The organism is Nonomuraea sp. NPDC049158, from assembly GCF_040648335.1.
GTDB lineage: Bacteria > Actinomycetota > Actinomycetes > Streptosporangiales > Streptosporangiaceae > Nonomuraea.
On the sequence record NZ_JBEZDM010000012.1, the window covers coordinates 35,447 to 61,804 of the forward strand.

At 71.2% G+C, this 26,358-nt stretch carries 19 protein-coding genes; 6 read left to right on the forward strand and 13 right to left on the reverse strand.

Going from position 1 to position 26,358, the window contains the following annotated elements; all coding sequences use genetic code 11:
* Positions 1 to 79 precede the first annotated feature (79 nt).
* From AB0B61_RS25705 to AB0B61_RS25725, 5 genes are all read right to left on the reverse strand, one after another.
* Positions 80 to 2,446, reverse strand: coding sequence for a glycosyltransferase family 39 protein (locus AB0B61_RS25705; protein ID WP_358436460.1), 2,367 nt, complete (start codon positions 2,444 to 2,446; stop codon positions 80 to 82).
* A 41-nt stretch (positions 2,447 to 2,487) separates the two neighbouring features.
* Positions 2,488 to 3,657, reverse strand: a complete 1,170-nt coding sequence (locus AB0B61_RS25710; RefSeq protein ID WP_358436463.1) for a bifunctional glycosyltransferase family 2/GtrA family protein — start codon at positions 3,655 to 3,657, stop codon at positions 2,488 to 2,490.
* 43 nt (positions 3,658 to 3,700) lie between these two features.
* Entirely contained in the window at positions 3,701 to 5,038 is a 1,338-nt protein-coding gene (locus AB0B61_RS25715; protein ID WP_358436465.1) for a HAMP domain-containing sensor histidine kinase, read from the reverse strand.
* The gene (locus AB0B61_RS25720; protein ID WP_225289654.1) at positions 5,035 to 5,730 is read right to left on the reverse strand and encodes a response regulator transcription factor; all 696 of its coding nucleotides are present in this window, start codon (positions 5,728 to 5,730) and stop codon (positions 5,035 to 5,037) included. Before AB0B61_RS25720 ends, AB0B61_RS25715 begins: the two co-directional genes overlap by 4 nt.
* A gap of 64 nt (positions 5,731 to 5,794) precedes the next feature.
* Positions 5,795 to 6,994: a cytochrome P450 gene (locus AB0B61_RS25725; protein WP_358436468.1), complete on the reverse strand. Its 1,200-nt coding sequence runs from the start codon at positions 6,992 to 6,994 to the stop codon at positions 5,795 to 5,797.
* 89 nt (positions 6,995 to 7,083) lie between these two features.
* Between AB0B61_RS25725 and AB0B61_RS25730 the strand changes: the two genes are divergently transcribed.
* Positions 7,084 to 7,656 (forward strand): helix-turn-helix domain-containing protein, encoded by a 573-nt coding sequence (locus AB0B61_RS25730; protein ID WP_358436471.1) that lies wholly within the window; start codon positions 7,084 to 7,086, stop codon positions 7,654 to 7,656.
* Here AB0B61_RS25730 and AB0B61_RS25735 read toward each other — a convergent pair.
* The 4 genes from AB0B61_RS25735 to AB0B61_RS25750 all read right to left on the reverse strand — a co-directional run bounded on the left by AB0B61_RS25735 (position 7,645) and on the right by AB0B61_RS25750 (position 11,959).
* On the reverse strand, positions 7,645 to 9,147 hold the full coding sequence (locus tag AB0B61_RS25735) for an NAD(P)/FAD-dependent oxidoreductase (protein ID WP_358436473.1): 1,503 nt from the start codon (positions 9,145 to 9,147) through the stop codon (positions 7,645 to 7,647). The genes AB0B61_RS25730 and AB0B61_RS25735 overlap by 12 nt on opposite strands.
* A 67-nt stretch (positions 9,148 to 9,214) precedes the next feature.
* Positions 9,215 to 10,060 carry an SDR family oxidoreductase gene (locus AB0B61_RS25740; protein WP_358436476.1) on the reverse strand — a complete coding sequence of 282 codons (846 nt, stop codon included), beginning with the start codon at positions 10,058 to 10,060 and terminating at the stop codon, positions 9,215 to 9,217.
* A gap of 35 nt (positions 10,061 to 10,095) precedes the next feature.
* Complete coding sequence (locus AB0B61_RS25745; protein WP_358436479.1) at positions 10,096 to 11,001, reverse strand: NAD-dependent epimerase/dehydratase family protein; 906 nt, start codon at positions 10,999 to 11,001, stop codon at positions 10,096 to 10,098.
* Between the two features lie 67 nt (positions 11,002 to 11,068).
* Positions 11,069 to 11,959 (reverse strand): LysR substrate-binding domain-containing protein, encoded by an 891-nt coding sequence (locus tag AB0B61_RS25750; RefSeq protein ID WP_358436482.1) that lies wholly within the window; start codon positions 11,957 to 11,959, stop codon positions 11,069 to 11,071.
* 70 nt (positions 11,960 to 12,029) lie between these two features.
* Between AB0B61_RS25750 and AB0B61_RS25755 the strand changes: the two genes are divergently transcribed.
* From AB0B61_RS25755 to AB0B61_RS25770, 4 genes are all read left to right on the forward strand, one after another.
* On the forward strand, positions 12,030 to 13,043 hold the full coding sequence (locus AB0B61_RS25755; RefSeq protein ID WP_358436485.1) for a putative sulfate exporter family transporter: 1,014 nt from the start codon (positions 12,030 to 12,032) through the stop codon (positions 13,041 to 13,043).
* Between the two features lie 100 nt (positions 13,044 to 13,143).
* The gene (locus tag AB0B61_RS25760) at positions 13,144 to 14,070 is read left to right on the forward strand and encodes a pseudouridine-5'-phosphate glycosidase (protein WP_358436487.1); all 927 of its coding nucleotides are present in this window, start codon (positions 13,144 to 13,146) and stop codon (positions 14,068 to 14,070) included.
* The gene (locus tag AB0B61_RS25765; protein ID WP_358436489.1) at positions 14,067 to 14,996 is read left to right on the forward strand and encodes a sugar kinase; all 930 of its coding nucleotides are present in this window, start codon (positions 14,067 to 14,069) and stop codon (positions 14,994 to 14,996) included. Before AB0B61_RS25760 ends, AB0B61_RS25765 begins: the two co-directional genes overlap by 4 nt.
* 83 nt (positions 14,997 to 15,079) lie before the next feature.
* Entirely contained in the window at positions 15,080 to 18,058 is a 2,979-nt protein-coding gene (locus tag AB0B61_RS25770) for a hypothetical protein (RefSeq protein ID WP_358436492.1), read from the forward strand.
* A 204-nt stretch (positions 18,059 to 18,262) separates the two neighbouring features.
* Here AB0B61_RS25770 and AB0B61_RS25775 read toward each other — a convergent pair whose 3' ends face one another.
* The 4 genes from AB0B61_RS25775 to AB0B61_RS25790 all read right to left on the reverse strand — a co-directional run bounded on the left by AB0B61_RS25775 (position 18,263) and on the right by AB0B61_RS25790 (position 24,684).
* Complete coding sequence (locus AB0B61_RS25775; RefSeq protein WP_358436494.1) at positions 18,263 to 21,286, reverse strand: AAA family ATPase; 3,024 nt, start codon at positions 21,284 to 21,286, stop codon at positions 18,263 to 18,265.
* Positions 21,287 to 21,355: 69 nt separating this feature from the next.
* On the reverse strand, positions 21,356 to 23,086 hold the full coding sequence (locus AB0B61_RS25780; RefSeq protein ID WP_358436497.1) for a carboxylesterase family protein: 1,731 nt from the start codon (positions 23,084 to 23,086) through the stop codon (positions 21,356 to 21,358).
* Between the two features lie 136 nt (positions 23,087 to 23,222).
* Positions 23,223 to 23,657: a GNAT family N-acetyltransferase gene (locus AB0B61_RS25785; protein ID WP_225289643.1), complete on the reverse strand. Its 435-nt coding sequence runs from the start codon at positions 23,655 to 23,657 to the stop codon at positions 23,223 to 23,225.
* 109 nt (positions 23,658 to 23,766) lie between these two features.
* Positions 23,767 to 24,684 (reverse strand): hypothetical protein, encoded by a 918-nt coding sequence (locus AB0B61_RS25790; RefSeq protein WP_358436499.1) that lies wholly within the window; start codon positions 24,682 to 24,684, stop codon positions 23,767 to 23,769.
* Between the two features lie 87 nt (positions 24,685 to 24,771).
* Between AB0B61_RS25790 and AB0B61_RS25795 the strand changes: the two genes are divergently transcribed.
* Positions 24,772 to 26,358 carry a serine/threonine-protein kinase gene (locus AB0B61_RS25795; RefSeq protein WP_358436502.1) on the forward strand — a complete coding sequence of 529 codons (1,587 nt, stop codon included), beginning with the start codon at positions 24,772 to 24,774 and terminating at the stop codon, positions 26,356 to 26,358.

Consider the following 26,358-nt stretch of genomic DNA (forward strand, 5'->3'; position numbering starts at 1 on the left):
GTTTGGCGTGCGAGGCCGTTGCTTGAAGCCCGTTCTGGGGCGCCGCGTCGCCATTGGTCGCGGCGCCCCTTGCCTCGGATCATGCGGTGCAGTCGTACAGCCCGTCCTGGCCGGTCACGGCCTTGCAGTTGGCCTGGACCCAGGTGGTGACCTCGTTGTTGCCTCTGCCGGGGCCGCCTCGGTCGTCGCCGCCGGCCAGTACGTAGCGGAGCTTGCCGGATGCCACCAGTTCCTTGAGGCGGGTGACGGTCATGGCGGGGTCGCTGCCGGTGAAGCCGCCCATGGCCATGACCGGCTTGCCGGTGGACAGGATGGTCGATGACGCCTGCATGGCGCTGCTCACCGCGACGAGCCACTCCGCCTTGCCCTGGTTGGCCTCCAGGTAGGAGATCATCGAGCTGCTGATGCCGCCGCCGCCGAAACCGCCCGTTCGTCCGAACCGGCCGTCCGTGCCCTGCCCGTCCTGTCCGTCCTGAGCCCGGCCGTACTGGCTGTACTGGCCGTTCTGGGCCTGGCCGTCCTGCGCATCCTGGCCGTTCTGGCTCTGGCCGTCCTGGCCGTTCGGTGGGGTCATCGGAGGCTGGCCGTTCTGGCCGGGGCGCATCATGCCGCGGAAGCCGCCGCCGGGGCCGAAGCCTGCGCCGCCCGACGGTCCTGCCGTCGGGTTCGAGCCGTTGACCTGGGACTGGAGCGGCGTGACCGCGTACGCGGCCGGTCCGGCTAGCCCGGCGATCACTGCCGCCGCCAGCCCGATCGCGGCCAGCCGGACCGCGACCTTGCGGCGGAATGTGGCCAGGACCAGCCCCACCACCGCCACAACGGTCGCGGTGAGCACCACCCAGGCCAGCCATGGCAGGAAGTCGGGCGTACGGCGCAGGACCGTGAACGACCAGGCGCCTGTTACGGCGATGCCCAGGGGTAGGACCCAGGACCATGCCCGCGAGTGCCGGTAGGCGTCCCACATGGCCAGTCCGCCGAAAGCGGTGATGGCGGCGACGGCGGGTGCCATGGCGGTCGTGTAGTACGGGTGGAAGGTGCCGCTGGCGAAGCTGAACACCATGAAGTGGACGACAAGCCAGCCACCCCAGAGCAGCCACGCGGCGAGACTCGCTCCGGGCTGAGCAGCAACCCCCGAAACGCCGACGAGTATGGGCGAGGCAGTGACTTCGGACGCGGCACCACCCTTAGGCGCGGCGCGAACCACGCACGCGGCGCCGACTTCGGATGCGGTGCCAACCTCGGGCGTGACCAGGCCGACCCACGGGGTGGTCGCCTCAGGCTTGGCGACGCCGCTCGCGTCCGCAGCGCCCCCAGGCCTAGCGGCGGCGCAGGTGTCCGTGTCGGCCCCAGGCCTAGCGGCGACGCTGGTGTCCGTGCCGCCCCCAGGCAGGGCAGTGAGCTTGGCTCGCCGCCACCGGGCGGTCAGCGCGAACACCAGGGCCAGCCCGCAGAACGGCAGCAACCAAGAGATCTGGCCCGCCATCGTCTCGTTGAACAGCCGGTCCGCCCCCGCCGCCCCGCCGAACGAGGCGCCACCGCCGCCACCACCAGGACCGCCGCCACTCTGGCCGAAGACGCGGCCCAAACCGTTGTAGCCGATGACCAGGTCCCAGACGGTGTTGTCGGTCGAGCCGCCTATATACGGACGGGAGTCGGCGGGCCAGAGGTCCACGATCACCATCCACCAGGCGCTCGACACCACCATCACGGCGCCCGCCGCCAGCAGATGCCCGACACGCTTCACCCAGGAAACCCGCGCACACAGCAGGTACGCCAGCGCGAGGGCGGGCACGACCACGTACGCCTGGAGCATCTTGACGTTGAACGCCAGCCCCACGAACAGCGAGCACACCAGCAGCGAGCTCAGCCGCCCGGTGCGCAGCGACTCCAGGCAGAACCAGGCGGCCAGGACGAGCAGCAGCACCAGGATCGTGTCGGGGTTGTTGTCGCGGTTGATCGCCACGGTGATCGGGGTGAGGGTCATGACCACGGCTGCGATCAGGCCCGCCACGTGTGCCTGCCGTACCTCCGAGTGGGCAGACACGACGACCGGGTACGCCCGTCGGACGGCGGAGAAGACCAGGCCGACGGAGGCCACGCCGGCCAGCGCCTGCGGGATCAGCATGCTCCACGTCGAGAAGCCGAAGATCCGCGCTGACAGGCCCATCACCCACAGGGCCAGCGGCGGCTTGTCGACCGTGATGTACGAGCTGGAGTCGATCGCGCCGAAGAAGAACGCCTTCCAGCTCTTGGTGCCCGACAGGATGGCGGCGGAGTAGTACTCGTTGGCGTTGCCGCTCAGTGCCCAGGTGTAGAGGACGAGAGCGACGGCCAGGACGGCCCAGAGCGCGGGCCGGGACCAGCGGGGGTCCTCCGGGGCGCCGCGCCAGATCTGGGCTGGACGGGACATACGACGGTGACCCGGACGGTCGAGGGTCGTGGTCATGACGTCCTCCAGTGAAGGTTGACGACCCGGACGCACATCGGTCATGACGTGCTCCGGCGAGGGTTGAAGACCCAGACGCGCAGCAGCAGGAAGCGGACCAGCGTGGCCAGCGCGTTGGCCACCACGACCGCCACCAGCTCCACCCCATGAGAGACACCGTCCGGAAGCAGTGCCAGCACGCCGCTGGTCAGCGCCAGCCCCACGAGGAACGCGATCAGGCCCTCGAACTGGTGCCGCATGGCCCCGGCCGACCCCGTCACGCCGAAGGTGAAGCGGCGGTTGGCGGCGGTGTTGGCCACGGCGGTCACCAGCAGCGCGATCGCGTTGGCCGCCAGTACCGGGATCGCCTGCCGCAGCCCCGAGAACAGCAGCAGGTAGGCCAGCGTGCTCACCGCGCCCACGACCGCGAACCTGGGCAGCTGCGCCGCCATCCCGCGCGGCAGCCGCGCCTGGGAGACGCGGGCGGGCACCGGGATGCGGGCCGCGCCGGACAGTGTCTTGCGGGTCACCCTGACCAGGCCGCGCAGGTCGTCCTTGACGGTCTGGACGACGTCCACCCGGCTGTCGGGGTCGTCCACCCAGTCGACGGGCACCTCGTGGATGCGCAGCCCGTGCCGCTCGGCCAGCAGCAGCAGTTCGGTGTCGAAGAACCACTGCTCGTCCTCGACGGCGGGCAGCAGTGCCTGCGCGATCTCGGTGCGTACGGCCTTGAAGCCGCACTGCGCGTCGGAGAACTTCGCGCCCATGACGGAGTGGAGCAGCAGGTTGTACGAACGGGAGATGAGCTCGCGCTTCGGCCCGCGCACCACCCGCGACGACCTGGCCAGCCGGGTACCGATGGCCAGGTCGCTGTGGCCCGACAGCAGCGGGGCCACCAGTGGCAGGAACGCGTCGAGGTCGGTGGACAGATCGACGTCCATGTAGCTGACGACGTCCGCGTCGCTGTCCGACCACACCTGGCGCAGCGCCCGCCCGCGTCCCTTGCCGTCCAGGTGTACGGCCCGCACGTGCGGCAGTTCGGCGGCCAGCTCTATGGCCAGCTGCCAGGTGTCGTCCGTGCTGGCGTTGTCGGCGATCGTGATGCGGTAGTCGTAGGGGAAGGTGCCCGAGAGGTAGGCGTGCAGCCGGCCGATGCTGTCGCGCAGGGCCCGCTGCTCGTTGTAGACCGGGACGACCACCTCGACCAGCCGGGTCTTCACTGTTGTGTGCATGACCCAGATCCCATCGTGGGGGTCTTTAACGGGAATTAGCCGATTATGAGTGAGGGGTGAGATTCCCGGGCAGTTCGACGATCGCGATCGCGCCGCCGCCTGGGGCGTTCTCCAGGCGTACCTTTCCCCCCGCCTCGGCCACGGCCTGCGCGACGATCGCCAGGCCGAGCCCGGAGCCGGGCAGGCCGCGCGCGGCCGGGGAGCGCCAGAAGCGCTCGAAGACGTGCGGCAGGTCCTCTTCGGGGATGCCGGGCCCGTGATCGCGTACGGTCACCTCGCCCTGTCGCAGGCTCACCTGGACCTCGCCGTCCGGGCTGAACTTGGCGGCGTTGTCGATGAGGTTGAGTACGGCACGTTCCAAGGAGGCGGCGTTGCCGACGACGTACCAGGGCTGGAGGTCGAGCGTGACGTGGGCACCGCGCAGCCTGGCCCGTTCGACGGCGGCGGTGACCACCTGGTGCAGGCCCAGCTCGACGTGCGGCTCGTGGTCGGTGTCGCCTCTGGCCAGCTGGAGCAGGTCGCCGACGAGCGCGGTGAGCTCGGCGAACTGCGCCTTCACGTTGACCAGCAGGCGTTCCTTGGCACCGGGGTCCAGGCTGCGGCCGGTCTGTTCGCTGCGCAGCAGCAGGTCGATGTTGGTACGCAGGGTGGTCAGCGGGGTGCGCAGTTCGTGCCCGGCGTCGGCGACCAGTTGCTGCTGGCGCTCGCGGGACCCGGCCAGAGCGGTGATCATGCCGTTGAACGCCAGGCTCAGCCGGGCGATCTCGTCGCTGCCCTTGACGGGAATGGGGGTGTCGAGGTCCTCGGTCTGGGCGATGTGCTCAACGGCCTTGGTGAGGCGGCCGACGGGTGCCAGAGCCGCACGGGAGATGGCCAGGCCCGCCCATCCGGCGCCGAGCACACCCAGAGCGGCGACGGCCGCCAGCGCGAACGCGGTGTTGCGCAACGTGTCCTGAAGGTGGAACAGCGGCCTGGCCTCCAGGACCGCCACACCTGGTGAGAAGTTCACCGTCACAACGCGCAGCGGCATGCCGTCCTTGGTGACGCCGTAACGGTAGATCGGCTTACCGGGGTGGGGGATGGCCCGCTTGTCATCCTCGGTCACCACAATCGGCGAACCCAGCGAGCAGGTGGTACCGGTCCCGTCCAGCAACGTCACCAGGCCGGCGGCGTATTCGGCGGGGGTTCCCTCGGTCGTGCAATGCTCCCTCAGCCATCTCTGGTCGTTCTTGCCTTCGGGGTCCATGATGGTCTGGTCGAGCTGGCGGACCATCTGCTCGCGCACGATGAACCACGACAGTCCCGCGCAGGCCGCGATGGCCAGCGCCACGGCGACCGTGACGAGGAGGGTGAGCCGGGAGCGCAGGCTGTATCGCCTCACGGCGCGGCCCGGAGGGTGTAGCCGACGCCGCGGACGGTGTGGATCACCCTCGGTTCGCCGCCGGCCTCGGTCTTGCGCCGCAGGTACATCACGTACACGTCGAGCGAGTTGGACGTCGGCTCGAAGTCGAACCCCCACACCTCGCCCAGGATCTGCTCGCGGGTCAGCACCTGGCGCGGGTGCGTCAGGAACAGCTCCATCAGCAGGTATTCGGTCCTGGTCAGGTCCAGCCGCCGCTCGCCCCTGGTGACCTCGCGGGTGTCGGGGTCCATGCGCAGGTCGCCGTAGGTCAGCGTGACCTCCGGGACGGCGGAGTTGAGCGCGCCCCGCCGCAGCAGGGCGCGGACCCTGGCCAGCAGTTCGTCCAGCTCGAACGGCTTGACCAGGTAGTCGTCGGCGCCCGCGTCGAGCCCGGAGACCCGGTCGCCGACCGCGTCGCGCGCGGTCAGCATGAGCACGGGGATGTGGTTGCCCGTGGCCCTGAGCCGGCGGCAGGCGGTCAGCCCGTCGAGGCGCGGCATCATGACGTCGAGCAGCACCGCGTCGTAGGTCTCGCGCGCCACCTGGTCCAGCGCCGCCTGCCCGTCGTTGGCGGTGACGACCTTGTAGCCCTCGAATTCGAGGCTCGACTGCAGGGCCTCGCGCAACGCGGGCTCGTCGTCCACCACCAGCAACCGTGCGGGCTCACTCATAATCTTTACGCTAAGGCCCCATCATGAGAACGCCATGAACGGTTCCGGGGCTGTTTCATGAGTGCTACCACGTGACGGGCACGGCGTTCGCCCCGAAGATGACCTGACTGTACTTGAACGACACCTCCTCCTCGTCCACCGCGAGACGCAGCGAGGGGATGCGCTCGAACAGCGTCCGGTAGGCGATCTCCAGCTCGGCCCTGGCCAGGTTCTGGCCGAGGCACTGGTGCACGCCGTAGCCGAAGGCGACGTGGTGGCGGGCGCCGCGGTCGATGTCGAACTCGTCCGGCCGCTCGAAGGCCCGCTCGTCCCGGTTCGCCGAGGCGCCGAGCACGAAGATGCCCTCGCCCTTCTTGACGAGTTGCCCGCCGATCTCCTGGTCCTCGATGGCCACCCGGTCGAAGGCCACCCAGTCGACGATCGACAGGTAGCGCAGCAGTTCCTCGATCGCCATCGGCCACAGTCCCGGGTCCTCGCGCAGCCTGGCCAGCTGGTCTGGGTGGCGCAGCAGGGTGAGGACGCCGAGCGGGATCATGTTGGCGGTGGTCTCGTGGCCGGCGATGAGCAGCAGCGAGATCATGCCGACGATCTCGTCGTGGCTCACCTCTCCCGCCACGATCAGCCGCCCGAGCAGGTCGTCTTTGGGCTGCTTCTCGGCCTCGGTGACGAGGCCGTCGAGGTAGCCCTTGATCTCCATGATCGCCGCGATGCCCGCCTGCGGGTCCTCGCTCGACACCATCGTGCGGGTACGCGACTGGAAGAACTCGTGGTCGCCGTACGGCACGCCGAGCAACTGGCAGATGACCAGTGACGGCAGCGCCAGCCCGAAGTCGGCGACCAGCTCGGCCTCCGGCCCCTTGGCGAGCATGTCGTCGATGAGCAGGTCGGCGGTCCGCTGAATGCCGGGTCGCATCTCCTTGATCCGCCTGACAGTGAACTCGGGGATGAGCAGCCGCCTGAATCGGCCGTGCTCGGGCGGGTCCATGTCGATGAACTGGCCGACCCTGAACCGTTCCATGAACTCGCGCTGCTCCTCGGTGGGCTCCTCGGTGGTGAAGGCGTTGTTCGGATGGCCGGGGGTGGCCGGGCTGGTGCTGATGCCTTGACCGTTCAGCACCTGCCTGGCTTCGGCGTACCTGGTGACCAGCCAGACGTCGCCGTTGGGCAGCGACGTTCGTACGAGCGGCGCCTCCTCGCGCATCCGCTCGTACTCGGGCGGCGGCGCGTACGGGCACGTGCGTGGGACAGGAAAGGAGGAGGTCATAGTCTTGCTCCCTACGAAGCCGGAATCGCATTGCTTACTTACGCGAAAGTAAGCAATGGAGGGCCCGGCCGTCAAGCGAACGGAGTGAAATGGCAGGGCGGCGGACCGATACACGTGAGCGGATCCAGCGGGTCGCGATGGAGCTGTTCGCCGAGCGGGGCTACGACAAGACCACGTTGCAGGAGGTCGCGGAGCGGCTGGAGATCACCCGGCCGGCGCTGTACTACCACTTCCGGACGAAAGAGGAGATTCTCGCCAGCATCGCCGACGGGTTCATCGCCTCGCTCGACGAACTCGCGGAGTGGGCACGTGCGCAGCCGGACACGTTCGAGGCCCGGCGGGAGATCCTGGGGCGCATCTCCGAATTGCTGGAGGACAGGTGGCGGCCGCTGATGCGCTTCGCGCAGATGAACCAGGGGGCGTTCGCCCAGTCATCGGTGGGCGGCCAGATGCAGGAGCGCATCGTCACGCTGGTGTCGGTGCTGAGCAGGCCGGAGGGTGACGCGGTCGTGCAGTTCGAGGCGCGGCTGGCGGTGTTCGCGCTGATCCTGGCCAGGGTGCCGGAGCTGTTCAAGATCGACCTGCCGCCGGCCGAGCTGGCCGCCGCCGCCATGACCGTGGCGGTCCGGCTGGTCTCAGATCATGAGTCCTCAGGTCAGTAGGGCCATCGCCGCGTTGTGGCCGGCGATGCCGCTGACGCCGCCGCCCCTCCGGGCACCGGCGCCGCAGAGCAGGATCCGCTCGTGCCCGGTCTCCACTCCCCAGCCGCCTTCCTCCGCGTACGGCCAGCTCAGGTCCCGGTGGAAGATGTGCCCGCCGGGCAGCCCCGCCTCGTTCTCCAGGTCCACCGGCGTCTTGGCCTCGACGCAGGGCGTGCCGTCGGGGGCGCGCAGGAGGCAGCTCTCGATGGGCTCGGCCAGCACGCTGTCGATGGAGGCCAGGGTGGCCTTGAGCGCCTCTTCCCGCGCCTTGTCCGGATTGTCGCGGAACAGCCGGGCGGGCATGTGCAGCCCGAACAGCGTCAGCGTCTCCGCCCGGTCCCGCAGCTCGGGGCCGAGGATCGACGGGTCGGTCAGCGAGTGGCAGTAGACCTCGGCGGGCGGCAGGTCGGGGATCCGGCCCGCCACCGCCTGCGCGTGGGCCCGGGCCAGCTGGTCGCGGCTCTCGTTGATGTGGAACGTGCCGCTGAAGGCCGCGCGCGGGTCCACCGAGTCGTCCTTGAGCCGCGGCAGCCTGCTCAGGACCATGTTGACCTTCAGCTGCGCGCCCTCGGGCACCTCCGGTGTCGCGCCGAGCAGCCGGTCGAGCACGGCCGGCGGCAGGTTGGCCAGCACGTGGCGTCCGGTGACCGTGTGTTCGCCGTCGTCCGCGCGGAACGCCACCTCCCCCGATGGGGAGATCCCGATGATCTCCGCGCCGGTCCTGATCTCGGCGCCCGCCTGCCTGGCGGCCGCTTCGAGCGCTCCTGACACCGCGCCCATCCCACCGACCGGCACGTTCCAGTCGCCCGTCCCATCCCCGATCACGTGATAGAGGAAGCACCGGTTGGCCAGCAGGTCCGCGGCGGGGTCGGCGAACGTCCCGATCAGCGCGTCGGTCAGCACCACGCCGCGTACGGTGTCGTCACCGAACCGCTCGTCCACCGTCTGCCCGATCGGCCGCTGGAACAGCTCCCGCCACGCCTCGGCGCCCACCAAGCGCTCGATCTCGGCCGGGGTACGCAGAGGTTCGAGCAATGTGGGCGCCAGGACCCGGGCCACCTCGGCGGTCAGCCCGTAGAACTCCCGCCATGCCCGATGGTCGGCGTCGCCTCCGGTGACGGCCCTGAACGAGGCGACGGTCGCGCCTTCGTCGCCGTCGTCCACGAGCAGGCCGGTGTCGCCGTGGGGCGTGTAGGAGGAGTAGCGGCGCCGGCGCAGGTCCAGGCGGAGCCCCAGGTCGCGGACGATCTCCGTGGGCAGGAGGCTGACCAGGTAGGAGTAGCGCGACAGCCGTACATCCACGCCCGGAAAGGGGCGCGCGGAGATCGCCAGGCCGCCCACGTACCCAAGCCGCTCCAGCACCAGCACCCGCCGCCCGGCCCGCGCCAGGTACGCGGCCGCCACCAGCCCGTTGTGCCCGCCACCCGCGACAACGACGTCATATGACCCCATACCGGCACCATACATAGTGATCGCTCTCGCAGAGCGAGCACACGGCCTGCGTCACCAGGCGCAAGCTCTAGGTATCCGAGACGACGTCGGCCAGCGGTGTCGCGGGGTGGCCGGTCAGGCGAGGGATGGCGTCGCTGACCCCGTCCATCTCGCCGTTGGCGATGGCGGTGTAGGTGGAGACCCAGGCGTCGAGCTGCCAGTCCGGGGCTCCGTAGGAGGCGCGGGAGCGGTAGGCCTCTTCCACGTCCTCGGGGTGGTAGGTGATGGCGCGTCCCGTGGTCCGGGACAGGATCGCGGCGATTTCGGCGAGGGTGAGCGATTGCGGGCCGGTCAGGTCGTAGGTGGCTCCGGCGTGCTCGGGGGCATGGAGCAGTACGCCGGTGGCGGCGTCGGCGATGTCGTCCTGCGCGACGACCGCGGCTCGCCCCTGCCCGCCGGGACCGCGGATGACGCCGTCGGCGCCGACCAGGGCCGGCGTGAAGTCGGCGTAGAGGTTGTCGCGCAGGAAGGTGAAGGCCAGGCCACTGGCGCGGATGTGCTGTTCGGTGGCCCAGTGGTCGCGCGCCAGTGTGAACGTGGCATCGGGGGCGGCGCCGTAGAAGGAGATGTACACCAGGTGGGCAACTCCGGCCTCGGCGGCGGCGTCGACGAAGGTGCGGTGCTGCTGGAGGCGGTCAGGGGTCTCCGAGGCCGACACCATCAGGACCCGATCGACGCCGTCGAGGGCCCGCAGGACGGCGTCACGGTCGCCGAAACCGCCGCGGACCGCGGTGGCTCCGGCCAGCTGAGGGGCGCGGTCCAGGTCGCGTACCACCATGGTCTGCGGGATATCGGCGGCGGCGAGCCGGCGGACGACGCGCCCGCCGAGGCGGCCGGTGGCGCCGGTCACGGCGATCCTCGCTTGGCTGATCATGGATGGGCCTTTCCTGTCGAAGGCTCTCCATGGTGTCAAAGATCGGTGAGCCAGTCGGTGATCGATCGGTGCCGCGGGCGCCAGCCGAGGAGATCGCGGGTACGGGTGCCGCGCACGCGGCTGTTGGAGCCCAGGGCGTGGCGGGCGAACTGGGGATCCCAGACGTTGTCCGGTGAGTCGGGGTCCCAGGGCCGCGGGCCGGGCAGGCCGAGGGAGCGGGCGATGGCGCCGGTCATCGCGGCGAAGGACTCCTCGCCGTTCTCCACGAAATAGAACGTGCCGGCGGGCGTCTTCTCCAGGGCGAGAAGGTACAGGTCGGCCATGTCGTCGATGTGGACGTTGGACCAGATGTTGCCGCCGCTCCCGACGTGGCGGACCACACCGCCGGAGCGCGCCTGGTGGACCAGTGCCGCGATCAGGACGCTGTCGCGGCCCAGGCCCCGTCCAGGCCCGTAGATCAGGCTGTTGCACAGGACCGCGGACCGTACGTCCTTCTCCGCGGCGCTCAGCACCAAGCGGTCGATCGCGAGGCGTGCCTTGCGGATGGGATGGTCGGGCTCCCAGGCGGAGTCCGCATCGAGGATGTCCTCGCCGAAGGTCTTCCCGGATGCCTCGCCATCGGCGCCGACGCCCACGATGCTGGAGCCGCTGGTGTGGATCAGCGGCTTGCCGGACCCGGCCAGCGCGGCGATGAGTGCTTCGACGGCCCCCCGGTGGTCGCTGCTGGCGGCGTTGACGACACCGTCGGCGCGGCGGGCCTGCTCGGTGAGCACCGCCGGGTCGTCAAGGGTGCCCACCACCGGTCGGCAGCCGAGCCGGGCGAGGTCCTCGGCTTTGGCCTGGTCGCGGATCAGGCCGGTGACGGTATGGCCTGCCTGAATGAGGCGGGCGGCGACGGAACCGCCGATGTAGCCGCTCGCGCCGGTGACGAAGACATGCATGGCGGAAAGGATCAGCCTGCGCTGGATGGGATCGCAAGCTGCTTTGCCGAAGCGGCAAAACCCTCGGTCAGGGTCGGCTGGCGATCGCCAGGAGGGTGGCGGCCGGGGCGGCGAGTGAGCGGCCGCGGCGCCACACCGCGCGCAGGCTCCTGACCAGGTTGATCCCGGCCAGCGGCACCTCCACCAGCCGGCCCGTGGCCACTTCCGCCTCCACGGCGTACCCGCTGAGCACCGCGGGCGCCGCCCCCGCCTGGGCGGCACCCTTGACGGCCGAGTTCGAGCCCAGCTCCAGGCGCGGGCTGGCCCGGTGCAGGCTTCTGAACGCCACGTCCAGCGTCTCCCGGGTGCCCGAGCCGGGTTCGCGGACGACGAGCGGCGTGGCGGCCAGCTCCGCCCCCATCAGCGCGGTACGGCGCCGCGTCCAGGCGTGCCCCGGCGCCACCACGACCACCAGCCGATCGGTGCCCACCACCCGGCTGGCCAGCCCCTCGGGCACGCTCGGCCCCTCGACGAAGCCCAGCTCCACCTCCTCGGCCAGGACCCGGGCGGCGACGTCGGCGGAGTTCACCACGTCGAGTCCGACCTGGACGTCAGGCTCCCGGTTCTGCAGCTCGCCCAGCCAGCGCGGCACCAGGTACTCGGCCACCGTCATGCTCGCCGCCACCCGCAGATGAGCCGCCTCGCTGCGCCGTACCGCCTGGGCGGCGCGCATCAGCTCCTGAGCGGCGGCCAGCACGTGCGCGGCCCAGCCCGCCACCATCCTGCCCTCGGCGGTCAGCGTGGACCCGCGCGGCGTACGCTCCAGCAGCGGCAGGCCCAGGCGGCGCTCCAGGTGCGCGATCCGCTTGCTGGCCGACGGCTGGGCGATGCCCGCGACCTTGGCCGCCTGCCCGAGGCTGCCCAGCTCGCCCACGTCGACCAGGAGCTTGAGCGAGTCGAGATCCGGCAGCGTACTCATAGCCCAAGGCTATGACCTACTAGGCAACGCGTGGCTACCGAGCCCTTCCGGCGCTCAGAACACTGGGATCATGTACTCCACCGCGCGCGTGCCGCACGATCGTCCACCTGGTGATCGTCTGCGCGACGATCGTCTGCCTGGGATCGGCGCGGCGGCGCTGGCGGTGGTGTTCGCGCTGGTCGTGAACCGGTTCGTGCCCGTGCTCAGCCCCGCGGCCATCGCCGTGGTGTCGGGCGCGGCGCTGGCGAACCTGGTGGGCGTCGGCGAACGGCTCAAGCCCGGTCTGCGGTTCGTCGCCAAGCGGGTGCTGCGGATCGCGATCGTGCTGCTCGGCCTGCAGATCGCGGTGCCGCAGGTGCTGGCGCTGGGCTGGCGGGCGGTGGCCGTCGTGGTGGTGGCGACCGGCGTCACGTTCACGCTCACTCCGCTGATCGGCCGCCGCCTCGGCCTCACGCCGGGCGCGTCACTGCTGGTCGCCACCGGTGTCTCGATCTGCGGCGCCGCCGCGATCGCGGCCATGCGGGAAAGTACCGACGGCTCCTCCGACGAGGACGCGGCCGGTGCGCTCAGCGTGGTGGTCCTGTACGGCACCGCCTCCATCGCCGTGGTGCCGCTGGCGGCGTCCTGGCTCGGACTGTCGGCGACGCAGCTGGGAGTGTGGGCCGGGGCGGCGGTGCACGAGGTGGCTCAGGTGGCCGCGATCGGGGCCGCCTCGGGCGTGCTGGCGACCGCCGTCACGGTCAAGCTGGGTCGTGTCATCCTGCTCGCCCCGATCGTCGCCCTGACCTCCTACCGCCACCGCTTCGATACCGCCGGCCCGCTCAAGCGCCCGCCGGTCATCCCGCTCTTCGTGGCCGGCTTCCTGGCGATGGTCGCGCTCCGCAGCAGCGGCCTGGTCCCCGCCGCCGTGACCACCGTGATCCCCCAGGTCACGAACGTCCTCATGGCCGCCGCCCTGTTCGGCCTCGGTACGGGGATCGACGCCCGCGCGCTGATCAAGGGCGGGCGCGTGCTGCTGCTCGGCGCCATGGCCACCGGCATGATCGCGACCATCTCGCTGGCGGGTGTCATGCTTCTCGTGTGATCACCGGTGGATGTCCTCCTCCGTAACGTGCTTATCCGGAACAAGCTTCGTAAAATAGACCGTTCCACCAAGCCGTCCTACGAAGGAGCACGAAACCCACATGCGCAGCGCCGCCGACCCCATCCTCCGGCCGTCCGACGAGGTCGCCGAAGCCCTTGCCACCGGCGCTCCGGTCGTGGCCCTGGAGTCCACGATCATCTCGCACGGCCTGCCGCAGCCGCGCAATCTGGCGGTGGCCCGGGAGCTGGAGGACGTCGTCAGGGCGGCGGGTGCCGTACCGGCCACGATCGCGGTGCTCGACGGCGTCGCCCGCGTCGGCCTGGACGAGGTGGAGCTCGAACGCATCGCGACCGAGTCGGGCCTGCGCAAGCTGGGCCAGCGCGACCTGCCGGTGGCCGCGGCGCTGAAGGCGAGCGGCGCGACGACCGTGTCGGCCACCTCGTTCCTGGCCGCCCGCGCGGGCATCCGGATCTTCGCCACCGGCGGGCTCGGCGGCGTGCACCGGGGCTGGACCCAGGCGCAGGACGAGTCGGCCGACCTCGACACGCTCGCGCGTACCCGCATCACCGTCGTGTGCGCCGGGGTCAAGTCGATCCTGGACGTGCCCGCGACCCTCCAGCGCCTCGAGACGCGCGGCGCGACCGTGGCGGGATACCGTACGGACACCTTCCCGGGCTTCTACCTGCACTCCTCCGGCGAGCCGATCGACTGGCGGATCGAGTCGGCCGACGAGGCCGCGGCCATCATGCGCGGACAGGACGGGTTCGGCGGGCAGGAGACCGCGCTGATCGTGGCCAACCCCATCCCGGTGGACCAGCAGCTCGATCCGGAGCTGCACGACCGCGTGCTGAGCGAGGCGCTGGCCGCCGCCGACCGCGAGGGCGTGACCGGGCAGAAGATCACCCCGTTCCTCCTCGACTACCTGGTACGCGGCACCGGCGGCGCCTCCCTGGAGGCGAACCTGGCCGCGGTCCGCGGCAACGTCGCCCTCGCGGCCCAGATCGCGCTCGCCTGGTCACGAGCGTGAGCGGCGGCGGCCTCCTCGTCATCGGCGACGTCGTCACCGATGTGGTGGCCCTGCACGACACTCCGGTCATGTCGGGCACCGACACGGCCGCCGACATCGTGCTCCGTCCCGGCGGCTCGGGCGCGAACACCGCCTCCTGGGCCGCCCACCTGGGCGCCGACGTACGGCTGCTGGCCCGGCTCGGCTACGACAGCAGCGAGTGGCACACCGCCGAGCTGCGCAAGACCGGGGTACGCCCGCACGTACGCGTCGATCCCCACCACCCCACGGCGATCGTCATCGCCATGGTGGACCGGACCGGCGAACGCTCGTTCCTCACCAACCGCGGCGCGGGCGGCCGGATCTCCGCCGAGGACTGGGACGGCTCGCTGCTCGACGGCGTGGGCCGCCTGCACCTGTCCGGGTACACGCTCTTCGCGGAGGCGGGGCTGGCACTGGCCAGGCTCGCCATGGCCGAGGCCCGCGCCGCCGGGGTGACCGTCAGCATGGATCCCGCCTCGACCGGCTTTCTGCGCGAGTTCGGCGTCGATCGCTTCCTGCGCGAATCCGCCCCCGCTCACCTCATCATCCCCAACCGGGACGAAGCCCTCCTGCTCGCCGGAGCGCGGACGCCCGAGCGGGCCGCAGAGCTCCTCAGCGAGAAGTACGGCACCGCGATCGTCAAGCTGGGACCCCAGGGCGCTCTGGCGGCCACGGAGGGCACTGTGACGGCGGCGGCGGCGGGGGTTCCAGCCGAGGTCGTGGACTCGACGGGAGCGGGCGATGCGTTCGCTGCGGGATATCTCACAGCGAGGTTGAACGGCGCCGGTGAAGGGCAGTCTTTGGACGCCGGATGCCGCGCCGGAGCCGAGTGCGTGGCCCTGGTGGGCGGTCGGCCACGGTACGGTTTGGAGCTGAACCTTCTTTACCCTATTCACACCGATTGATAGCTTGCCGCGTAGGCTGCACCAAGAACCACATGCGTATTGAGTGGCATCACGCGGCTCACTGGGGAGGATAAGGTCCGCCGATGGAAGTCGAGTCATCGATCTGCCTGAGCGACCTGGTCCCTGCCTTGCGCTGGAGCCGTCCCCAGCAAGTCGCGGAGGCGCTGGGCGATCCGCGCCTGCCCGCCGGGTGGTGGTCGTCCGTCGCCCTGTCGAGGGCGCTCGGCACGACCGGACTCGACTGGATCTGCGACCGGCTCGCCCTGCTGGCCTCAGCCCGCTGGGACCACCTGGCCCTCTCTGACGTTCTGCCCGCGCTGACAGTGCACCCCATCGACCCGGCGCTGCCCGGCTGGCCGGAGGCCACCAGGACGGCGATCACCGGCCTGGGTGGCTGGCAGCGGTTGCGCCGCCTGTCGCCCGGCGACCTGAAAACGCCGTCGGCCACGCCTGAAGTGGTGATCGGCTCGGTGTTCCGCGAGGTGCTCAGCCGCATCCCGGTCCAACGCGAACCCGGCCAGCCCGCCACCCAGTCCGCACCACAAGGTCACCCGACACAGACCCGGCCGGGCCAGCCCGCCGCCCATCCGGGGCAGGGCCATCCAGAGGTGACCCGTCCGCTTCAGCGCGGCACGGTCCCCGGCCAGCGCGACGGTGGCCCTCAGCGCGATGGAGGCCCCGGCCAGCGCGACGGTGGTCCGGGCCAGAGCCCGGCGCACACCGGCCCGCTGCCCGCCGTGGCCCAGGACAACGGCGGCTCTCCCCGCCAGACCGGCTCCTTTCCCGTCCAGGGGGCGCCGCAGTCGGGCTCCCTCCCGGGTCAAGGTGGGCCACAGACCGGCTCCTTCGCCGCTCTGGGCGGGGCCGCCCGCCAGACCGGCTCGTCCCCCGCACCGGGCGGTGCCTCTCACACCGGCTCGTCCCCCGCCCCGGGCGGTGCCTCTCACACCGGCTCGTCCCCCGCCCCGGGCGGACCCTCTCAGACCGGCTCGTTCCCGGCGCAGAACGAGGGCGCCCCGGCACCCGCGGCCGGTCGGCAGCCCCTGTCCGCTCCGCAACCTCAGTCCGGCCCGCAGGCCGCCCGCCAGGACACGAACGCCCCCGACGCCAATCCGCCCGGCACCGACCAGCAGGGCGGCGGCTTTCCCGGCACCAATCCGCCCGGCACCAACCAGCAGGGTGGCCTCTTCCCCGGCACCAATGCCCCGGGCGGCGGTCAGCAGGGCGGCGGTCAGCAAGGCGGCTTCCCGAACACCGGCCTCCCGGCCGCCAACGGTCCAGGCACCGGCCTTCCGAGGCTCTCAGGTACTGGGCTTTCGGGCACTGGGCTTCCGGGTGCCAACGTCCCCGGCAACGCGGACTCCGAGCGCACCGGTCCGCACACCGGCCCCCATCCCACCGCAGGCCCGCACACCGGTCCGCACCCCACCGTCGGCTCTCAGGCCGGTACGCCGCCCACCGGCGGCCAGCTGCCGCCCGGTGGCCCGCACACCGACCCCCGGTCCGGTGCCGACCGTCCCGGCGGGACAGCCCAACCGGGCTCCCAGCCAGGCGCCGACCGCATCCCCGGCGGAACGCCCCACACCGGGTCACGCCCCGCCACCGGACCGCTCGCAGGCACCGGCCCACTCGCGGACAACGGAACGCCCGGGGGCAACGGGTCCGTCAGCGGCACCGGCTCCTTCCCAGCGGTCGGCTCCGCCACAGGCACCGGCTCGTTCCCGGCTGTCAGGTCCGCCACAGGCACCGGCTCGTTCCCCGCTGTCGGGCCACTAGCGGGCAACGGAACGCCCGCAGGCAACGGATCATCCGCCGGAACCGGCGCGGGATCGCATCCCGGAGGCGCCTTCCCCGGCGACCTGGGCGCCACGCCCCGCACCCCGAACGCGGACATGCACACCGGCGACGTCTCTCTCCCGGTGACAGGCGTTCCGGGCCTCGGCGGCGCGTACGACACACCGGCCCCGATCGGTAGCTCCGCACCGGCGGCGACGCCCGCACCGTCCGAGACCGACCATGCCATGGTCCGGGTCGTCGACAGCCTGTTCCGCAGCCTGGACAAGCTGGCGCTCGCGGTGGCCGTACACCGACTGTTCGCCGACGACCCCGTCAGCCTGCGTACGCTCGCCCACAAGATGCTCGTCGACCGGGACGCGCTCTCCCAAGCGCAGCGGACGGCCGAGGAACGCGTGCTGAACTGGCTGCGTTCGTCGGAGTCGGCGCCGGTCACCGGCCACATGTTCCGGCTGACGGAGTGGCTCGGCGCGGCCGCCACGCAGGACCAGCTCATCGGCGCCGACCCCGCGCACCCGGTGATGGTGCCGTCGCTGCGTACACCGCTCTGGCGAGTACTCGTGACGCTCATGCCCGACCGCCGCCTCCAGGACGGCTGGCTGGTGGTGGGCGACCTTCACGGCCTGCAGGCCCGTACGAGGCAACTGCTGGCCGGCCAGCCCGCCGACACCGACGTGGTGGAGCTGCTCAGCGAGCTGGGCATCCGCGCGCACTCGGCCAAGGCGTGGCTCGACGCGCTGCCGGACACGTCGGACCCGGTGGCGTCCGCCCCGTCTCCGGCCCAGCCGCTCCCCCGCCGTACCCCCGGAGCCAACGGCCATCACCACAGGGGCGGTCAGCCCATCCCCTCGGCCGAGAGCAACGCCATCGACCCTTCGGCGGCCCTCGCCACGCTGTCCGCCCTCTCGGGCGGCCGTTCCGGCATGCTGCCCCCCACGCTCGCGGGCACGCCCGCCACCCCACCGCCGCCGCTGCCGAGCCCGTCGTCGGACCCGCGCCGCTGGCAGCGCATCGAGGTCACCAACGAGCACCTCCGAGGCGGCCCGGTCCCGGTCCCGGAGGGGTACGCCACGCAGCTCGGCATGCGCCCCGGCACCCTCCTGTCGGTGACCGGCCCGGGCGACAACGCCATCGTCCTGGTCTGGCAGGGTCACCAGCCGGTCTTCGACTCGCTCCAACCGGTCCTCATGCGCCTCAACGCCCGCCCCGGCGACCAGGTCTACGTCACGGTCGACGGCTACCGCCTGGAAGCCCAGCTCACCGGCTGACCACACCAACACGGGACACCGCTTGACCCAGAGTCCAACCGGCGCTTCGGTGCCGGAGGTCAGCAGTGGTCGGGTGCCAGGGCCCAAGCGTTAACGCACGTCGTGGTGCCGAAGGTCAGCAGCGGCCCCACCTTGTGCCGGGGGCAGGCACCAGACCATGAAGCCGATCGCTCCTCGACGACAGGCACCGAGCTGTGGGGCCGATCAGTCGTCGGCGAAGAGGCGGATTCGATGGGCCACCGCGGATGCCTCGCCGCGGGAGGCGACGCCCAGTTTGGCCAGGATGTTGGAGACGTGCACGCTCACAGTCTTGACCGAGATGAACAGCTCCCCCGCGATCTCCCGATTGCTGTGCCCCTCGGCCACGTGCCGCAGCACCTCCAGCTCGCGCGCCGTCAGCCCCAACGGCAGCCCGTCGGGCGCCGGGTCGTCGGCCACGGCGACACGGCCCCGCCGCGCGAACGCGTCCAGCCGCTCGACCAACGGCACCGCACCGAGGTGCTCGGCCAGCTCACGGGCTCTCGCCAGTCTGACCCCCGCCCCCTGCCGATCACCGGCCTCCAGCGCCGCACGGGCGGCACCCTCCAGGGTCCAGGCTTCGGAGTAGGGCTCCCGCAACCCCGCCCAAGCCGCCACCGCCGCGTCCCACGCCTTGAGCCGCCAGGCCGCGCCATCGAGACCGGCCACGGAATCAGACTCGGATCCGACACCCGGGCCAACACCAGACCCGGAGCCCAGCTCCGATCCGGCACCCGGGCCAACACCAGACCCGGAGCTCAGCTCCGATCCGGCACCCGACTCAGGATCAGACCCCAAACCCAGCTCGGACTCGGACAGCCCCGTCAAGGCCATGAACGTGAGCCGGTGCGCCTCCTGGCTGTCGCCCTCAGCCTCGAGCCGCCCCGCGACCGACCGCAGCTCCCCCACAAGATCCCCGCCCAGCTGCGCGATCACCACCAGCAGCGGCCAAGCGTAACGCGGGCTGGCCAGCAGATCCTGCTCACGCAGCGTCCGGGCCGCCGCCTCCCGCGCCTCGTCCAGGCGCCCCCGCGCCATCAGGAGCTCGACCTCCCTGCAGGCGTGCGGCAGCACGCTCTGGTCGCGGAACCGCCCGCGCGCCAGCACGCTGCGTGAGGCCGCGAACAGCTCCTCGGCCCGATCGACCCGCCCGCGCGCGAGCACGATGTCGGAGGCCAACCCCTGCAGGCTGGCCCGGTAGGGCGGCGGCGGCATGAGCTCCAGGGCGTGCTCGATCACCTTCAGCGCCTCGTCCCAGCGCCCGAGCGACCACAGCGGCTCCGCCAGGTTGATCGACAGGAACGTGCCCGACGTGCGCGCCACGCCGTAGCGTTCGGCCTCGGCGATGCCGTCGCGGGCGACCTGCGCGGCGCGTTCGTGGCGGCCGGCGCCCTCCAGCACGTCGGACTCGGAGATGGCGCAGCGCAGCATCGCGTTGTAGGCGTCGGCCGCGGCCGCGATGCGGCGCGCTTCGGCGAACCCGTCCAGGTAGGCGTCGATGTCGGAGAACTGGCAGCGTGCCCAGGTCAGGCTGATCAGCGCGTGCGCCTCGGTGTTGGCGTCGCCCACCTCGTGGCCGATCTCCATGGCCAGCCGGGCTGTCGAGATCTTCTCCTGCCAGTCGTCGTAGAGCATGCGCGCCAGGCTCTCCAGCACCTGCGCCCGCAGCTTGCTCGGCTTGTCGGCGGGCACCAGCGACGCCGCCCTGCGCAGGTCGTCGACATGGCCGGGCCGGCTGAGGTCGTAGCCGGTGAGACCGCGCTGCCGCAGCACCCTGGCGGCTCTGGCCGGCTCGGCCGTCTCGTCGATCTCGGCGAGCCCGGCGGTGGCCAGGGCCATCGCGCGTTCGTACTCGCCCGCCAGGTGGGCGACCGTGGACGTCTGCCTGAGCACGTCGACGTGGTCGACGCCGATGCGCTCCGCGGCGTCGGGCACGTGATCCCACAGCTCCAGCACCCGGGACAGCATCCTGAGCTGCTCGTCGTAGGCGGCGGAGCGGCGGGCGGCGGCCGCGGCGTGCCAGGCGCTGATCAACGCCCACGTGGTGTCGTGGGCGGCGTGCCAGTGGTGAGCCAGCTCGATCGCGCCGCGCGGGACGGGCAGGATCGACAGGTCGCGCTCCAGCGCCTCGGCGAAGCGCGTGTGCAGGCGGGTGTGCTCGCCCGGCAGCAGGTCGTCGTGGAGCGCCTCGCGGATCAGCGCGTGCCTGAAGGAGTAGCCTTCGCCGTCCACGACCAGCACGTTGCCGGCCACGGCGGGCCGCAACGCGTTGGACAGCGCCACGTCGTCCCGCCCGGCGACGGCGGACAGCAGGTCGTGCTCGATGCGCTGGCCGCCCGCACTGGCCACGCGGAGCAGCTCCTGGGTGTCGTCGGGCAGCCGCTCGACGCCGGCCAGCAGCAGGTCGCGCAGCGACTCCGGCAGCGCCTCACCGACGCCGGACTCGCTGAGCAGCGCCTCGACGAACAGCGGGTTGCCCTCGCTGCGCGCGTAGATCAGGTCCATGTCGGGGCCGGACGGCTCGCGCTCCAGGATGCTCGCCGCCTGCTCGACGACCTCCCTGCGGGTGAGCCTGCGCAGCTCCAGCCTGGCCACCCAGTCGACGCGGCCCAGCTCGGCCAGCAGCGTGCGCAGCGGGTGGGTGCGGTGCAGCTCGTCGGCCCGGTAGGTGACGACGATCAGCAGCCGTACGCCGGAGCGCTGGTAGCGGACCAGGAACGAGAGCAGGTCGCGGGTGGATCGGTCGGCCCAGTGGGCGTCCTCGATGACCAGGACGACCGGGCGGTCTTCCGCCAGCCGCTCCAGCAGGCCGAGCAGCTGCTCGAAGAGCCGGGCGCGGGCCTCGGACCCGTCGCCGTCGGGCTCACCGAACTCGGGCAGCAGCCGGGCCAGCCCGCGCGTGGTGCCGCCGGGCACGAGCGCCGCGACGCCGTCGCGGCCGAGCTCGCGCACCAGGCCGCGCAGCACCGCGGTGAAGGGGGCGAACGGCAGGCCCTCGGTGCCGAGCTCCAGGCAGCCGCCGACGAGCACCATCGCCTCGCCCGCCCGGTCGGCGAACTCCCTGACCAGGCGCGTCTTGCCGACGCCCGCCTCGCCGCCGACCAGCACGGTGGACGCCGCGCCGGTCCGGGCGTCGGCCAGCGCGCGCTCGAGCGCGCTCAGCTCGCCGGCGCGACCGACGAAGAGCGGGCTCACCGCGTGGATGCTCACGCCCCAAGAATGCCATCCGGCGCCGACAGAATCGGCCCTGGGCCTGATCACCAGGACGGGTGACGCGCCTCAGGCGCGGTTCTCCCAGAACAACCTTTCGTCCTTGTCCGGATCGGTGATGATCTCGCACTCGGCGTCGAGCCACATCGTGGCACGGTCTTTGAGCGTGTAGGCAGGCCATCTCGGCACGTCCGTCGCCGTGGGGCGGCCCTTACGGGCGAAGCCCGCCCACAGTGCGCTCATGTGCCGCGCGGTCGCCAGCCGCCCCGGCGACTGATCGGCGTAGAGGAAGAAGTCGAGGTTCTTGTCGGTGTTGGCGAATTTGAGGTTGATGTCCGACGCGTGCGGCGAGCCGATGGGGAAATCGGTGCCTGGCACCACGGTCGGGTTCTTGTAGGCGAGCTGGTACATGAACACCGGCGCGGCGCGCTGCGCCACCTTGGCCTCCGCGATCTTGATCGCGTCGCGCCAGATGGGTGAGGTCGTGATCGCGAAGTAGAGCTGCGCCGGCGTCGCGTCGGGCCGCGAGGTGTGGAAGGTCCTGATGATCTGGTCGAGCTCGGCACCCTGATAGGTACGACTCAGCTCCCTGCGCAGGCCGGCCTCGTCGATGCGGAAGATGTCGGGCGGCTCGAAGAGACTGAAGAACACCGTTTCATCGCGGCATGTGCCGCACATCAGCGGCTTGCCGGCCGAGAAGGACGCGACGCCTTCGGCGAAGGGGTGCCGCGGGATGATGGCGCCATCGACGAAGGCGCCGAAGCCGGGAAGCGGGTCAGGGTCGCCCCAGGGCGCGACGCCGTTCGCGGCTTCGGACTGCTGGATCTCGAGCAGCCTCCCGGCCGGAATCTCATGCAGCTGGGGAATGTCCGATGTGGTCAGTCCCAACAGCTCCAGCGTGCGCCTGGCCCGGGCGGTGGCGCCTTCGCGGGTGGGAAGGCGCAGCGGTGCGGCGCTTTCGATCGAGGCCTTGTGGAACAGCGACACGGCATCCGGCATCGTGTAGATGGCCGCGGTCTTGGCGCCGCCACCGCTCTCGCCCCAGACCATGATGTTGTCGGGATCACCGCCAAAATTCTCGATGTTCTCCCTGGTCCAGCGCAGCGCAGCGAGAATGTCCAGCATCCCCTGGTTGGCGGCGTAGTCGCCGCCGGCTAGATCGCCCAGGAACAGATAGCCCAGCATGCCCAGCCGGTGGTTGGACTCGACCACCACCACGTCATAGAGCCGCGCCAGATGGGTGCCGTCCTGTCCCGTGGCGGAACCGGAGCCGATCATGTAGCCGCCGCCGTGGTTGTAGAACATCACCGGTCGCCGCTCGCAGTCGGCGGCCGGGGTCCAGATATTGAGATAAAGGCAGTCTTCAGAGGGTGCCGGCATCCGGCCGTTGCCGGTGGGGCCCATCTCGCCACCCGCCGCCTGGAAGGCCGGGTTGGGAAAACTCACCGCGTCGCGTACGCCGGACCAGCTCCTGGGCGGCTTCGGCGCCTTGAACCGGAGCTCGCCCAGCGGCGGCGCGGCGTAGGGCACGCCCAGAAACTTGACGATGCCGTCCTCGCGTTTCCCGCGCACCCTGCCGTAACGGGTTGCCGCCTCGTCCATTCTCCCAGCTCCCTGCGCGAGTGCCGGGGATCCCGCACTCATCACGGCGGCGACCACGGATAATGACGTGCCGATCATCGCCCTGCGGTTCATTCCCGAGCCCACCATCAGGCTCCTCCTTCGGACAGCGCGCACAGCCCGGAGCGGATGAGTAACGTTTTCCACAATTTTCCCGACCATAGACGTCGATGTCGTCACCGGTCAAGGGAAGGACAAGCGGTAGAACCGCCCAATGGTTTGATGCCGTTGCGGGCGCGCTTCCGCGTCCGTCACCAAATTTGGATAACGTTACCCATTCACGCAGGGCGCGGGGACAGTGGCGACACGGCCGGCGCTAGCGGAGGATCTTCCTGAACATCGTCGCCGACGCCTCGTAGCCCAGCGCGTGGTAGAACTCAGGCGCCCGCCGCGTGGCCATGGCCACGTAACCGGCCTGCCGGGAGCGGGCCCACGCCTCGAACTCCACCAGCAGCGCCCGGCCGATGCCCTGCCGGCGCGACCCGCTCTGCACCATCGCCTCCTCGACCCAGGCGACCGGCCCGTTGGCGAACAGCGTCAGGTGGACGAACCCCAGCAGATAACCGTGCACCCGGCCACCCACCACGGCCGCGATCAGCATGACGTCGTCATCGCGCAGCAGCTGCGGCAGCGCCGCGTCGAAGGCCTCCCGCTCGGGCCTGAAGGTCAGCCCGAACTCCATCGCCAAGGCGAACAGCTCGTCCGCGTCGGCCTTCTCCGCTCTCCTGATGTGGAGATCGTCTGACGTCATGTCGTACGACCCTAAGTCGTGGCGTGGCCGCCGTCCACTCAGGTCAGCCCGTCAGCCGAGTCATGTCGGCTCGTCAGCCCGCTCAGGGCAGCGGGTCAGCCCGGCCAGGTCAGCTCGTCAGCGCCTTGACGGCCTGCTCGGCGACCTCCTGGGCGCCCTTCATGAGGACGTCCTCGGCGACCGGCTCGGTGTCCTTGCCCTGGGCCAGGATGTCACCGTTCTTGTTGTCGGTGCCGAAGTAGCGGACGTTGATCGTCGTGTTGCCCATCACGATGTAGACCCAGACGTTGGTGGTGCCCTTGAGGTTCTGGGTGTACATGGCGTGGGTCTCGTCGCCGACGCCGTCGAAGTCCTTCATCTCCCCGTACGTGCTCAGGAACCGCAGGCCGGGGTTCTCCTCCTTGGTGCCCGCCATGTCCTTCATCGAGTCGAAGTTGAAGTCGGCGTCGTCCCTCGCGGCCTCGACACTGGGCCAGACGTTGACGGCCAGGTGAACGGCCCGCGATTCCAGGGTGCCGTTCTTGATGTTCTTGGCCGCCTGGGTCCACTCGCAGCCCTTGCGCAGCGCTCCGTACCCGTCCTTCTGGACGCCCGGCGCGGACTGCGACTTGGGCGCGAGCCGGCTGGTCAGGCTCGCGGGCAGCAGGTCGCACACCTCCGGCACCGCCTTCAGCGGCGGGAAGGTGGAGGTGGCCGCGGGCGTCTCGGCCGGACCCGACGAAGCCGCGTCCGAGGGCAGCCCGGACGACGAGGGCAGCGACGACGGCAGCGTGGACGGCAAATGGGACGGCAGTGTGGATGGCAGGTCGAACGAGGGCGACGGCAGCGCGACCGGAGGCGCCTCCTGGCCGACGTTGCGTACCGCGATGAGCGCCCCGCCCAGCACCGCCACCGCCGCGGCCCCCGCCAGCACGCCCTTGGCCCAGCCGGGCGCCTTCGACGAGACAGGCCGCTCGCCACCGCCGTCCGGCCAGTACGAGGCCGGCGGAACGGGCGGCGCCTGCGGTGCCTGCGGGCCCTGGATCATGACCACCCCTCATCGCGGATCATTACGAATGGGATGCTGTTGACGCGTCCGGGATGGAAATATAGCGAACCGAAAGTCTTGCACACTATGGTCTCCAACGTGCCTGGTCTGGGGGATTCCAAAATCGCAGGCCGCTATCGGGTGCTTCGGGCGCTCGGTCAGGGTGGCATGGGCACCATCTGGCTGGCCCACGATGAGCTGCTCGACCGCCAGGTCGCCATCAAGGAAGTGCTGCTCCCGCAGTCCCTCGCCCCGGCCGAGCGGGCGGAGGCGCTGCAGCGGGCCATGCGCGAGGCGATGGCGGCCGCCCAGCTGCGGCATCCGGGCATCATCACCATTCACGACGTACTGTCCGAGGACGGGCGGCCGTGGATCGTCATGGAGCTGCTCAGAGGCCGTGACCTCAAGGACGCGGTGGCCGCCGAGGGCCCGTGGTCGCCGGAGCGTACCGCCGCGATCGGGTTACGGGTGCTGGAGGCGCTGTCGATCGCCCACGCGCACGGCATTCAACATCGCGACGTCAAGCCCGCCAACGTGTTCCTGACCGACGACGGCCGGGTGGTGCTGACCGACTTCGGCATCGCCAGGCTGGAGGACCAGGCGACGATCACCGAGTCCGGGCTGCTGATCGGGTCGCCCGGGTTCATCGCCCCCGAGCGGCTGCGCGGCGAGCGCGGCGGGCCCGAGTCGGACCTGTGGTCGCTGGCCGCCACGCTCTACGCGGCCGTGGAGGGCCAGGCCCCGTACGTGGGCACCTCCCCCATGTCGGTGCTGCGTGACGCCCTGACCCTGCCGCCCAGGCCGCCGCGGCGCGCCGGGAACCTCGGGCCGGTCCTGATGCTGATGCTGGCCCGCGACCCGTCCCAGAGACCGGCCCCGCAGGCGGTCGAGCAGTTGCTGCGGCGGGTCGCGGAGGGCGGCCCGGCGCTGGCGGTCACGCAGCCGATGGCCGGGCGCGCGAACCGGCTGCCGCTCATCGTCGGCGCCGCGGTGGTCGCGGCGGCGGTGGTGGCGGGTACGGTGGCGTTCGTGGCCCTGCGGCCCGCGGACACCCCCGCGACACCCGTGGCGGAGACCGTGACGCGGCAGCCGCACACCACGTCCCCCACTCCCACTCCCACTCCCAGCAAGGAACCCGAGCCGGCGAAGACCCCCAAGTTCACCGCCGCCGTGAACCTGTGCACGCTGCTCACCCCCGCGCGGATCGCCAAGCTCGTGCCCGGCGCGGGCAAGGGCAAGCGCGACGGCGACATGTGCGAGTGGACCACCCGCGGCAAGGGACTGTCCGTCGAGGTGCTGGCCGACATCGGCGGGCCCGAGAGGTGGAGCACGACCCCGGAAGACGCCGAGGAGGACTACATCGGTCGGCGCAACAACGCCTACGAGGGAGCGGAGATCACGTGGACCTGGCCGGAGGTCGGCCTCACCAAGGGGATCAAACAGCAGCGCCGCCATGTCGAGGACATCGACGGCATCGGCGATGAGGCGTACGGCTACGAGTTCGTCAGCCCGAAGGGCAACGCCGAGAACGTCACCGTGGTCTTCCGGCTCAGCAACGTGAACGTCCAGATCGGCTACGTCAACGTCAACAAGATCGGCGACAACGCCGCCCTGCGCAAGGGGGCGCGTGACGCCGCGCGATGGCTGGCCGAGGCATTGAACCGCCAGGAGTGA

Excerpts from the sequence above, each read along its gene's own strand:
- AB0B61_RS25710 (WP_358436463.1), bottom strand. The coding sequence starts at position 3,657 with ATGCACACAACAGTGAAGACCCGGCTGGTCGAGGTGGTCGTCCCGGTC.
- AB0B61_RS25750 (WP_358436482.1), bottom strand. The coding sequence starts at position 11,959 with ATGAGTACGCTGCCGGATCTCGACTCGCTCAAGCTCCTGGTCGACGTG.
- AB0B61_RS25735 (WP_358436473.1), bottom strand. The coding sequence starts at position 9,147 with ATGGGGTCATATGACGTCGTTGTCGCGGGTGGCGGGCACAACGGGCTG.
- AB0B61_RS25795 (WP_358436502.1), top strand. The coding sequence starts at position 24,772 with ATGGTCTCCAACGTGCCTGGTCTGGGGGATTCCAAAATCGCAGGCCGC.
- AB0B61_RS25755 (WP_358436485.1), top strand. The coding sequence starts at position 12,030 with ATGTACTCCACCGCGCGCGTGCCGCACGATCGTCCACCTGGTGATCGT.
- AB0B61_RS25705 (WP_358436460.1), bottom strand. The coding sequence starts at position 2,446 with ATGACCACGACCCTCGACCGTCCGGGTCACCGTCGTATGTCCCGTCCA.
- AB0B61_RS25760 (WP_358436487.1), top strand. The coding sequence starts at position 13,144 with ATGCGCAGCGCCGCCGACCCCATCCTCCGGCCGTCCGACGAGGTCGCC.
- AB0B61_RS25740 (WP_358436476.1), bottom strand. The coding sequence starts at position 10,060 with ATGATCAGCCAAGCGAGGATCGCCGTGACCGGCGCCACCGGCCGCCTC.
- AB0B61_RS25770 (WP_358436492.1), top strand. The coding sequence starts at position 15,080 with ATGGAAGTCGAGTCATCGATCTGCCTGAGCGACCTGGTCCCTGCCTTG.
- AB0B61_RS25730 (WP_358436471.1), top strand. The coding sequence starts at position 7,084 with ATGGCAGGGCGGCGGACCGATACACGTGAGCGGATCCAGCGGGTCGCG.
- AB0B61_RS25745 (WP_358436479.1), bottom strand. The coding sequence starts at position 11,001 with ATGCATGTCTTCGTCACCGGCGCGAGCGGCTACATCGGCGGTTCCGTC.
- AB0B61_RS25790 (WP_358436499.1), bottom strand. The coding sequence starts at position 24,684 with ATGATCCAGGGCCCGCAGGCACCGCAGGCGCCGCCCGTTCCGCCGGCC.
- AB0B61_RS25785 (WP_225289643.1), bottom strand. The coding sequence starts at position 23,657 with ATGACGTCAGACGATCTCCACATCAGGAGAGCGGAGAAGGCCGACGCG.
- AB0B61_RS25720 (WP_225289654.1), bottom strand. The coding sequence starts at position 5,730 with ATGAGTGAGCCCGCACGGTTGCTGGTGGTGGACGACGAGCCCGCGTTG.
- AB0B61_RS25725 (WP_358436468.1), bottom strand. The coding sequence starts at position 6,994 with ATGACCTCCTCCTTTCCTGTCCCACGCACGTGCCCGTACGCGCCGCCG.